The 9,745-nt window shown below is 56.1% G+C and carries 10 protein-coding genes and 1 tRNA gene; 9 read left to right on the top strand and 2 right to left on the bottom strand.

Going from position 1 to position 9,745, the window contains the following annotated elements; all coding sequences use genetic code 11:
* The first annotated feature begins 289 nt into the window (after positions 1 to 289).
* Positions 290 to 490, top strand: a complete 201-nt coding sequence (locus ACTQY1_RS10870) for a DUF2905 domain-containing protein (RefSeq protein WP_022487845.1) — start codon at positions 290 to 292, stop codon at positions 488 to 490.
* A 37-nt stretch (positions 491 to 527) separates the two neighbouring features.
* Here the strand turns inward: ACTQY1_RS10870 and ACTQY1_RS10865 are convergent, their stop codons facing one another.
* Positions 528 to 1,097 (bottom strand): HD domain-containing protein, encoded by a 570-nt coding sequence (locus tag ACTQY1_RS10865; RefSeq protein WP_022487844.1) that lies wholly within the window; start codon positions 1,095 to 1,097, stop codon positions 528 to 530.
* Positions 1,098 to 1,207: 110 nt separating this feature from the next.
* A complete protein-coding gene (locus tag ACTQY1_RS10860; RefSeq protein WP_022487843.1) occupies positions 1,208 to 1,720 on the bottom strand; it encodes a ferritin in 513 nt (170 codons plus the stop codon).
* 121 nt (positions 1,721 to 1,841) lie between these two features.
* Here ACTQY1_RS10860 and ACTQY1_RS10855 point away from each other — a divergent pair, with 121 nt between their 5' ends.
* The 8 genes from ACTQY1_RS10855 (at position 1,842) to ACTQY1_RS10820 (ending at position 9,742) form a co-directional block, all read left to right on the top strand.
* The gene (locus ACTQY1_RS10855; RefSeq protein WP_022487842.1) at positions 1,842 to 2,372 is read left to right on the top strand and encodes an NAD(+) diphosphatase; all 531 of its coding nucleotides are present in this window, start codon (positions 1,842 to 1,844) and stop codon (positions 2,370 to 2,372) included.
* 194 nt (positions 2,373 to 2,566) lie between these two features.
* Positions 2,567 to 4,108 carry an AbgT family transporter gene (locus ACTQY1_RS10850; RefSeq protein ID WP_022487841.1) on the top strand — a complete coding sequence of 514 codons (1,542 nt, stop codon included), beginning with the start codon at positions 2,567 to 2,569 and terminating at the stop codon, positions 4,106 to 4,108.
* Between the two features lie 607 nt (positions 4,109 to 4,715).
* Positions 4,716 to 5,093, top strand: a complete 378-nt coding sequence (locus tag ACTQY1_RS10845) for a peptidase dimerization domain-containing protein (RefSeq protein WP_022487840.1) — start codon at positions 4,716 to 4,718, stop codon at positions 5,091 to 5,093.
* The gene (locus ACTQY1_RS10840; RefSeq protein ID WP_022487839.1) at positions 5,093 to 6,268 is read left to right on the top strand and encodes a M20 metallopeptidase family protein; all 1,176 of its coding nucleotides are present in this window, start codon (positions 5,093 to 5,095) and stop codon (positions 6,266 to 6,268) included. The genes ACTQY1_RS10845 and ACTQY1_RS10840 overlap by 1 nt, the downstream gene beginning before the upstream one ends.
* A gap of 151 nt (positions 6,269 to 6,419) precedes the next feature.
* A complete protein-coding gene (gene murI, locus ACTQY1_RS10835; RefSeq protein WP_022487838.1) occupies positions 6,420 to 7,214 on the top strand; it encodes a glutamate racemase in 795 nt (264 codons plus the stop codon).
* An 84-nt stretch (positions 7,215 to 7,298) separates the two neighbouring features.
* Positions 7,299 to 7,374, top strand: a tRNA-Thr gene (locus ACTQY1_RS10830).
* Positions 7,375 to 7,481: 107 nt separating this feature from the next.
* The gene (locus ACTQY1_RS10825) at positions 7,482 to 8,396 is read left to right on the top strand and encodes a hypothetical protein (protein WP_279125975.1); all 915 of its coding nucleotides are present in this window, start codon (positions 7,482 to 7,484) and stop codon (positions 8,394 to 8,396) included.
* Entirely contained in the window at positions 8,393 to 9,742 is a 1,350-nt protein-coding gene (locus ACTQY1_RS10820; RefSeq protein WP_441374187.1) for a sensor histidine kinase, read from the top strand. The genes ACTQY1_RS10825 and ACTQY1_RS10820 overlap by 4 nt, the downstream gene beginning before the upstream one ends.
* Positions 9,743 to 9,745: the final 3 nt, after the last annotated feature.

Below are 9,745 nucleotides of genomic sequence, written 5' to 3'. Positions count from 1 at the left end.
ACACAGCAGTTAAGCCCTTATACGCCGAAAGTACTCGACTGGAAACGGTCCGGGAGGATAGGGAGCTGCCGGTTAGGAAAATTCCGCATCTGATGGATGCGGAATTTTTTTGTGTCAGCGGCGGATGAATACCAGATGTGGGGGCATCTGCTTTTGAATTTGCGGCCCTTTGGGCGGCCGGGACGGGCTTGCCTGCGGTGAGCCCCTACATCGTTGGGGTCATTGATTTCAAAGGAGAAACCGGGAAGAACATGGTACAATAGAAACAAAAACAACAGGGGATGAAAATATGGGAAGAATGCTGATCGGCCTGGGGCTGCTGCTGGTGGTTGCCGGCCTTGTCATGGAATTCGGGTCCAATCTGTTCCCCCTGGGCCATCTGCCCGGGGATATTCATATTACCGGCAGGCACGGGAGTTTCTATTTCCCGGTGGTCACCTGCATTGTGGTCAGTGTGGTGCTGAATGTGCTGCTGAGGTTGTTTCATTGAAACGGGAGTGTTGTACAGAATGTGCAACACTCCCTTTTCATATATTTTCTCTTATTTTTTCCCTGGTCCAAGTGTCCACTGCCTGTTTCAGTTCCTTCAGCCAGGAGGAGAACTGGACGGCTTTTTCCGGGTAGGTGAACTGGAGGTCATATTCCAGGGGCAGCCAGGTGTCCCGGTCTGATTCGTTGTGGCTGATCACCGCTTCCAGTTTGTCCAGGGCCTTGTACAGTTTGGCTTCCTGGGTTTCCTGGGCTTCCATTTCCTCCAAGAGGGCCTGCCATTCCTGCCGGTTTCCTTCCGGAAAGGCGGCCAGCCATCTGTCCCAGCAGTCCTGTTCTGCCGCCCGGTCCCGGTCCCCTTTGGCAAAGGTGGGGATGTCCCCGGTAAAGGCTTCCCCCAGGTCGTGGATCAGGCACATCCGGATCACCCGGTCCAGATCCAGCTCCCGGAATTCCGGCTCATGGGACAGCAGGAGGGCCATGAGAGCCATCCGCCAGGAATGGTCCGCCACGCTTTCCTGCCGGCCGGGAGCCGTCCAGCAGTGGCGGGTGGCGGTTTTCAGCCGGCCGGCCCGGGTGAGGATCGCAAGAAACGTTTCAGGGGACATGGAGAACCATCCTTTCTTGGTGCAGAGATGGAACCATTATAGAGCGGAACGGGTAGCAGGGTCAAATGGAAAAGGGGGTGCTGCACGTTCTGTGCAGCACCCCCTTTTTCTCAAGGCACCAGGGTCGGTGCGGCGTAGACTCTGGCCAGGAGTTCCTGGTTCAGGGCGTAGAGCCCTTTGGGGTCGCTGCCGAAAAGTTCGAATTTCTTGATCAGGTCGCTGACGTTCTTTTCTTCTTCTCCCTGTTCCTTCACGAACCAGTCGAAGAACTGCATGGTCCGGTAATCCTTGGCTTTGTCGGCGGCTGCGTAGATCTTGTTGATGCAGCCGGTGATGAACTGTTCGTGTTTCAGGGCGGCTTTCAGGGCGTCGTCCAGTTTCTTGTAGGTCATGTCCGGTTTGTCGATGGTGCCGAAGACCACCGGGGCGTCGTTGTTCTGCAGGTAGGTCCGCATGAGCATGGCATGGTCCCGTTCTTCCTGGGCCTGGATGTCGAACCAGTGGGCGAAGCCGTCCAGCCCCTTTTCCTGATAATAGTTGGCAAAATCCAGATACAGATAGGCAGAATAAAATTCCTTGGTGACCTGTTCGTTGATCAGGTCTCTGACTTTGTTGTCCAACATGGATAAAACCTCCCTTTCATTGCCTTCCATTATAGCAGGTTTGGATGGGGGCGGCGAAAAAACTTGACAGGGTTTCCCGGGTTGGGTATGCTAACCTTGTATGAACAAAGGAGGAAATCCCATGCATTTTGAATACTGTCCCACCTGCGGCTCCCGTCTCCAGCCCAAACCGGCCGGGGATGAAGGACTGGTCCCTTTCTGTCCGGTCTGCCAGCGGTACTGGTTCGATTTTTTCTACAGCTGCATCATCATCCTGCTCTGCAATGAATACGACGAAGTGGTCCTGTGCAAACAGCCCCACCTGTCCCAGAAATATGAAAGCATCACCTCCGGCTTCATTATGCCGGGAGAAACGGCGGAAGAGACCGCCCACCGGGAAGTGAAGGAGGAACTGGGGCTGACCCTGGAAAAAATGATTCCGGAAGGGACCTACTGGTTCAGCAAGGGCCAGATGCTCATGCACGGGTATCTGGGCTTTGTCCGGAAACAGCCCTTCCACCTGTCCCAGGAAGTCACCTCCGCCCACTGGGTGCCCATCCTGGACCTGCCTCAAACCGCCTATCCGGAAACCCCGGAAAATGTCATCTATCCGCTGTGGCGGAAGCTGCTGGCCCTGAAAGGAATGGCGGAACCGGGACTGGAACGGCCATAACCGAATATTAAAAGTAAAATTATAATCAAAGTTCGAAACAACATAAAATATGTATACAGTATTTTCATAGCGAAAACATGGATTTTCCATAGAAATTTGCTTATAATGAAACTATACTTTTTCCCATAAGTATTGTGTCATGCTCTCTTTATTGTACTGGAAAAAGCGAATTTCTAGGAAAGGATGTTGTTACTATGAATGGGACCCAGGAAAAGACGAAGAAAAGCCTTATGGACCGTTTCCTGAACGTCATCGAACGGGCCGGCAACAAACTGCCGGATCCGGTGTCTCTGTTTGTACTGCTGGCCATTGTGGTCATTGTGCTGTCTGCCGTATTGGGGGCGGCAGGGGTATCGGCCACCCATCCCGGCACTGGGAAGGTCATCAAGATCGTGAACCTGCTGTCGGTGGACGGCTTCCGGATGATTTGGAGTAAGGCGGTTTCCAACTTTGCCAACTTCGCTCCGCTGGCCATGGTGCTGGTGTGTGTCATCGGCTCCGGGGTGGCTGAGAAAAGCGGCTTCCTGGCGGCTTTCATGCAGAAAATGCTGGGGGATGCGGCACCGGCTGTGGTCACCTTTGTGATCATCTTCATCGGCATCAACGGCAACGTGGCCGGGGATGCGGCCTTTGTGGTGCTGCCTCCGGTGGCCGGGGTGATCTTCCTGAGCATGGGCCGGCATCCGCTGTTGGGGGTGTTCTGCGGGTTCGCCAGTGTGGCGGCCGGGTTCTGCGCCAATGTAATGCTGGGGATGAGTGATTCCCTGGCCTACGGGTTTACGGAAGCGGCGGCCAAGATGATCGACCCGTCCTACCAGCAGTCCCCTGCCATCAACTATTATTTCCTGTTTGTTTCCTGCTTCCTGCTGGCCCTGGTGGGGACCTTCGTCACGGAAAAGATCATGGCCCCCCGGTTTGCCGGCACGGATCTGACCCAGTATGAACTGGATGAATCCATTGCGGAAATGACGGACCGGAAAAAGAAGGCCGTGAACAAGGCCCTGTTGGCCGGGCTCATTACCCTTGTTGTGATCGGGCTCATGTGCGTGGGAGCGGATCCTCTCCTGGGTGATCCCAAGACCCATTCCATCATGAACCCCAAATCTCCCTTTATGACCGGCATCATCCTGATGGTGACCCTGGTGCTGTTTGTGCCCGGGGTGGTCTACGGGTTTGCTTCCGGCAAGTACAAAAACGACAAGGACATGTGGGCGGATATTTCCCAGGCTTTCAAGGACATTTCCTCCTACATTGTGCTGTGCTTCTTCTGTGCCCAGTTCACCAGCTACTTTGCCTGGTCCAACATCGGTGTGGTGCTGGCCATCAAAGGGGCAGAAGGACTGAAGGCGGCCAATATCACCGGCCTGCCCCTGATCTACGGGCTGATCGTGGTTTCCTGCATCATCAACATGTTCATCGGTTCCGCTTCCGCCAAATGGGCCATCCTGGCGCCGGTGATGGTGCCCATGATGATGCTCATGGGGTACGACCCGGCCCTGACCCAGGTGGCCTACCGGATCGGGGATTCCCTGACCAACCCTCTGTCCCCGCTGTTCTCCTATTTCCCGCTGATTTTGGGGTTTGCCCGGAAGTATGAAAAGGACATCGGCATGGGGACCATCATTGCCAACATGATTCCTTATTCCTTTGCATTCGCCATTGCCTGGGGCCTGCTTCTGGCAGCCTGGGTGCTGTTCAACCTGCCCCTGGGCCCTGGCGGGGGGATTTATCTGTAAAGGCGGTCAATGGTCAATTGTCAATGGCTGATGGAGGGAACCTGCCACGGCAGGTTCCTGGAAAGGAAACGCAGCCGTTGGCTGCTAACCCACCACCAGCCTTGCGGCTGGTCCCCCGCCCTTGAAAAGGGCGGATATACGCTCGGGCCTCTGGTCCTTGCCTGGAGCACAAGAGCGTAAGGCCGGTGTGCTATCTATCCGCCCCTTGGAAGAACGGGGGTGCATTGCCCTTGAAAAGGGCGGATATACGCCCGGGCCTCTGGTCCTTGCCTGGAGCACAAGAGTGCAAGCCCAATGTGCCATATATCTGCCTTAGCAAGGACGGGGGACCATTGCCCTTGAAAAGGGCGGATATACGCCCGGGCCTCTGGCTCTTGCCTGGAGCACAGGAGCGCAAGCCCAACGTGCCATGTATCCGCCCTTTGCAAGGGCGGGGGACCGTTGCGCTTGCGCAATGGTGGTGGGTTAGCCGCGGCCGCGGCGTCTTTGTTTAGAAGAACCCACATCTGCGGGTTCTTGCCATCGGCCGTTGACCGTTTACAGCTGACCGCTGACAAGGGTCTGCTGCTTTCTGCAGCAGACCCTCTTGTGGAAAGGACAAACGCTTATGGGTTTACTGAAAGATACGGAAAAGGAAATCGACTTTACCATTACGGTCCATGGGGTTTCGGCCCATGGATCCACGCCCCATCTGGGGAAGGATGCCATTGTGGCGGCTTCAGCGGTGATCCAGGCGGCCCAGACCCTGGTGAGCCGGGTGAACAATCCCCTGCGGCCTCTGGTCCTGGGTTTTGAAAGCGTCAAGGCCGGGAAACAGTTCAACATCGTCTGCGACAAGGTGCAGCTGACCGGCTGCCTCCGGGCCTATGACGACGAACTGCTCATGGACATGGTGGACAAACTGAAGAACCTGGTCCGGCGCACGGCAGAAACCTTTGACTGCCGCAGCGAACTGACTCTGCTGCCGGAAGGAGGCGCCTGCTGATGGATGTGAAAGCCTTGGCGGCCGGCGAAAAAGACTATATCCTGGCACAACGGCACTGGCTCCATGCCCATCCGGAACTGGGCCGGGAAGAAAAGGAAACCACCGCCCACATTGCCGCGGAACTGGAAAAAATGGGGATCCCGGTCCAGACCTTCCCGGATATCACCGGGTGCATCGGCACCATCCAGGGAGCCAAAGGCCCGGGGAAGACCCTGATGCTCCGGGCGGATATCGACGCCTTGCCCATCCAGGAAGCGGACCTGACCAAACCCTATGCCTCCCAGCATCCCGGGGTCATGCACGCCTGTGGCCACGACTGCCATACGGCCATGCTCCTGGGAGCAGCAAAAATCCTCAGCGCCCATCGGGATGCTTTTCCGGGCCAGGTGAAGCTGCTGTTCCAGATGGGGGAAGAAATCGGTACCGAATCCCGCCATTACGTGGAGAAAGGCTGTCTGGATCAGGTGGATGCCATTTTCGGCATGCACATCTGGGCCTTGCTGGACGCCGGTACCGCCAATCTGGAAGACGGGGAGCGGATGGCCTGCAGCGACCGGTTCACCATTACTCTTACCGGGAAACCGGCCCCTTCTGACGCCCCGGAACAGGGGGCGGATCCCCTGGCAGCGTCTGCCTCCGTAGTCATGGGGCTCCAGCAGCTGGTGAGCCGGCAGAACGACCCGGAAAACACCTTTGTGCTTACGGTGGGTATGATGAACAGCGAGGGGGAGAAGGGCCAGCTGGCCCGTTCTGTCCAGCTGGTGGGTACCACCCGGACCTTCAACAAAGAATTCCGGAAGACCCTGCCCCAGAAAATCGAAAAAGTGGCCCGGGCCTTTGGAGAAGGGCTGGGCTGCCAGGTGGACTGCACCTATTTCTTCGGTCCTGCCCCTCTCATCAACGAGCACAAAGACCTGAACGATTGCGGCCGGAAAGCCGTGGCCCGGATCATGGGAGAAAAAGCCCTGGTGCCCATGGAAAAACAGATGGGTGCGGAAGATTTTTCCGTGTTCATGGAAAAAGTACCCGGCGTGTTTATGTTCCTGGGAGCCCGGAACAAAGAAAAAGGCATCTGCTGCGTCCATCATCATCCCGCCTTCGAAGTGGACGAAGACGTGCTGCCTAACGGGACGGGGATAGAGGTCCAGTTTGCGCTGGAGTATTTGAATGGGTGAAAAAAGGGGCTGTTGCCGGCGCAACAACCCCGTCAGCAGTCCGCTGACAGAAAAGGGGGTATTGCACGCAATGTGCAACACCCCCTTATTCGTGGTATAATATACTTTCCTAAAGTGGTTTAACGGCACAAATACAGGCAAGGAGGGTTCCATGAACAGATTAGATCCCATTGGCGTCATTGATTCCGGGGTGGGCGGATTGACCGTCCTGAAATGGCTCCAGCAGAAAATGCCCCATGAACGGTTCATTTTTATCGGGGATACCGCCCGGACTCCCTATGGGAACCGGCCCCGGGAAGAAATCCAGCAGTTCGTCAGCGAAATGACCGCCTGGCTGAACCGGCGGAACATCAAACAGCTGGTGGTGGCCTGCAACACCATTACGGTGCTGGGCACCGAGGTAATCAAAAACGGGTACGATTTTTCCGTGATCGGCATGAAAAAAGGCGCCCATATGGTGGAAGGGGTCACGAAGAACAAACGGGTGGGCTTTCTGGCCACCGATTTCACTGTGGCTTCCGGGGCCCATAAAAAGGAAATCCAGGAAATGGATCCAGAAATCCAGGTGTTCGGCCAGGGGTGCCCCAAATTCGTTCCCCTGATCGAAGGAGAGAAATTCGGCAGCCCGGAACTGGCGGCAGCCATCAAGGAATATACGGACAAGCTGAAAGAACATAAGGTGGATACGGTGATGCTGTCCTGCACCCATTATCCCTTTGTGGAAAAGGAAATCCGGGAAGCCTTTGGACCCGGGGTCACCATCCTGGATCCGGCGGAACGGACGGTCCAGGCAGCCATGGAAGACCTGAAAGCCCGCCATCTGGACCGGGAAGTGGGCCTGGGCCGGGCAGAAGTATGTTTTACCGCCGACCTGGAAAGAGGCAAGCGCCTGGCAGCCCGGATGCTGGATATGAACCAGTGTGATTTCCGACTGATCCAGTTGTAAAAGCGGTCAATGGTCAATGACTGTTGCCTGTGCAACAGCCTCTTGAACAATCCCCGGGGATATGATATAATTTCCCTGTTCAATGCTACTGTAGCTCAGCTGGTAGAGCATCTCATTCGTAATGAGAGGGTCGTAGGTTCGAATCCTATCAGTAGCTCCAGACGCCAGACCGGCCCGTCACTTTGGTGGCGGGCTTTTTTTGTGTTTGACATCTTTTTCTCTTTTCGTCATAATTACAATTAATGAATTCCGGAGGTGATTTCTGCCATGGGTTATGCTTTTGCCACTGTATTCCTGTTCTGTTTTTCCCTGCTGCCTCCGGCTTATCTCCGGTACTATCCCTTCCGGTCCGTGGCCGGTCCCCACCGGCGGAAGGTGCTGCTCCTGGGACATCTGTGGATCTTTTTCCTGGAATTCCTGCTCCTGGCGGCTCTTTTCAGCCGGGGAGCGCTGAAGCTGGAAAGCGGCATGTTCCAGTTCCTGTACCTGTTCTGCTATCTGCCCCATTTGCTGCTCCTGGTGTTCACCATCCGGCCGTTCTGGTTCCGGCATCTGTTTGTGCTGGGGCTCCAGGCCATTTATATGATCTTTGTCCATACCCTGTCCCTGGAAGCCTTCAAACTGTTCCTGCCCGATTCCTGGCACATTGGCCGGGTACTGCCTTATTTCATCATCTATCTGGTCCTGTTCCTTCTGGGGATGCCCCTGGCCCTGAAAATCATCGGGCGGCTGTTCACCCCGGAACAGCTCACGTCTCCCCGGTCCGCCTTCTGGCCTTACCTGGGGCCTGTGCCTCTGCTGCTGTGCTACTACCATGCCAATCAGGGGTATTTCATCCTGACCCCCCAGGATCTGTTCCAGCCGGGACTCCAGATCTATACTCTGATCACCCTGGGGATGCTGGTGCTGGTGGCTTTGTTCCTGGTCCTGACCATCCGGGGCGGGCTGGAGCAGGTGCAGAAAATGTTCCATCTGAAGGAACAGAATCTCCAGCTCCAGGGACGGCTCAATGACATCAACAGTTACGCCGTTTCCCTGCGGAAAGAACAGCAGGAACTGGCCATTCTCCGCCATGACAGCCGGCATCAGCTGCGGATGCTGGCGGAACTGGCGGAAAACGGGGAATTTGAAGAAGCGGAAAAACACCTGCTGAAGCTGCGGAAAGAGGTGGCGGACAAGTGACTCCCATCCTGGAAACCACGGCCGTGGCCTTGGTCTACATCCTGGTGCTTCAGCCCTTCTATCTGCTGGAGATCCTGCCTTTCTGGGGATTTCTGGAAGAAGAAAAGAAAAAGCCTTTCTGCCGGGCCTGGGTGGTCCTGGCAGTGGCGGAAACGGCCCTGACAGTGGGGCTGGTCCGGTCCGGACTGTTCCCTTCTGTCTCTGCCGCCTACTGGGCCATAGGGTACCTTATATGGATCCCCCAGTTCCTGCTGTGCTTCTGGGTCACCCGGAAGTACTGGGTGGGCCATCTGTTCATCCTTTCCTTCCGGATCCTGTTTTCCAGCTGCTTTTATACCTTCCTCCGTCACTTTTTCCTGTATTTCTGGCCGGCAAGTGACTTTGCTTCCATGTATTTCTGGCAGATCCTGTTCTATGGGGGAGAATGCCTGATTGCCTTCCCCGTCCTCCTCCGGTTCTTTACCCGCACCTTCAGCCATTTCCAGGAAGCGGCCACCCGCCGGTTCTGGCGGAGCACCACCATCATCCCCATGCTGCTGGCGGTGGATACTCTGTATGTGAGTGTGTATGATTCCCAGGAACGGTATTTCGATCTGATGGGTGCCCGGATCCTGCTGATGATTGTAGTACTCCTAATGATGTCTGCCATCCGCCGGGGCCAGCAGGAAGTGTATGATGAGATCAGCGCCTACGAGGAAAATCACCGGCTCCAGCAGCAGGTGGTGTCCGCGGCCAACTATGTAAAGATGTCAAAAGAATCCCGGCAGCGGCTGGAAGCCATCTACCGGGAAAAACGGGACCATATCGACCAGCTGCTGGATCTGGTCCGGCAAAAGGACCGGGTGGAGGTGCTCACCTATATTGAAGAACTGGGAGAAGAATTCAACAGCACCAAGCTGTCCCAGTACTGCCAGAATCCCCTGATCAATGCGGCCCTTACGGTGTATCTGTCCCGGGCCCGGGAAGAAGGGATTCCCATCACCGTGTCCGTGGACCTGCCCCAGAATCTGAACTGCAGCGGGGATCTGTCCATTGTGCTGTCCAACCTGGTGGAAAACGCCCTGATCGCCAGCAGGAAGCAGCCGGAAGACCGGCGGAACATTACCGTACTGGCCCGGCGTCAGGGGGACATGCTGAACATTTTGGTGAAGAACCTGTTCGATGCCCCGGTGGCCCTGGACGAAGAGGGCCTGCCGGTGACCAAAGTAAAAGGCCACGGCATCGGCATGAAATCCCTGGCCCGGTTCCGGGACAAATACGGAGCCAGTGTCCTCTGTCAACAAAAAGAAGGCTGGTTCCTCACCTATCTCCAGGTGGATATGGGAGCGAAGGGAGTGGGGGATTAGGGG

Origin of the sequence: Acidaminococcus sp. HCP3S3_G9_1 (genome assembly GCF_052122455.1) — a bacterium.
Lineage (GTDB): Bacteria > Bacillota > Negativicutes > Acidaminococcales > Acidaminococcaceae > Acidaminococcus.
Note: the sequence above shows the minus strand (reverse complement) of the source record. Positions and strands in the feature narration are given on the sequence as shown.

Bases quoted from the DNA above. Each gene is read 5' to 3' on its own strand.
- ACTQY1_RS10870 (WP_022487845.1), top strand. From the start codon at position 290: ATGGGAAGAATGCTGATCGGCCTGGGGCTGCTGCTGGTGGTTGCCGGC.
- ACTQY1_RS10865 (WP_022487844.1), bottom strand. From the start codon at position 1,097: ATGTCCCCTGAAACGTTTCTTGCGATCCTCACCCGGGCCGGCCGGCTG.
- ACTQY1_RS10860 (WP_022487843.1), bottom strand. From the start codon at position 1,720: ATGTTGGACAACAAAGTCAGAGACCTGATCAACGAACAGGTCACCAAG.
- ACTQY1_RS10855 (WP_022487842.1), top strand. From the start codon at position 1,842: ATGCATTTTGAATACTGTCCCACCTGCGGCTCCCGTCTCCAGCCCAAA.
- ACTQY1_RS10850 (WP_022487841.1), top strand. From the start codon at position 2,567: ATGAATGGGACCCAGGAAAAGACGAAGAAAAGCCTTATGGACCGTTTC.
- ACTQY1_RS10845 (WP_022487840.1), top strand. From the start codon at position 4,716: ATGGGTTTACTGAAAGATACGGAAAAGGAAATCGACTTTACCATTACG.
- ACTQY1_RS10840 (WP_022487839.1), top strand. From the start codon at position 5,093: ATGGATGTGAAAGCCTTGGCGGCCGGCGAAAAAGACTATATCCTGGCA.
- murI (WP_022487838.1), top strand. From the start codon at position 6,420: ATGAACAGATTAGATCCCATTGGCGTCATTGATTCCGGGGTGGGCGGA.
- ACTQY1_RS10825 (WP_279125975.1), top strand. From the start codon at position 7,482: ATGGGTTATGCTTTTGCCACTGTATTCCTGTTCTGTTTTTCCCTGCTG.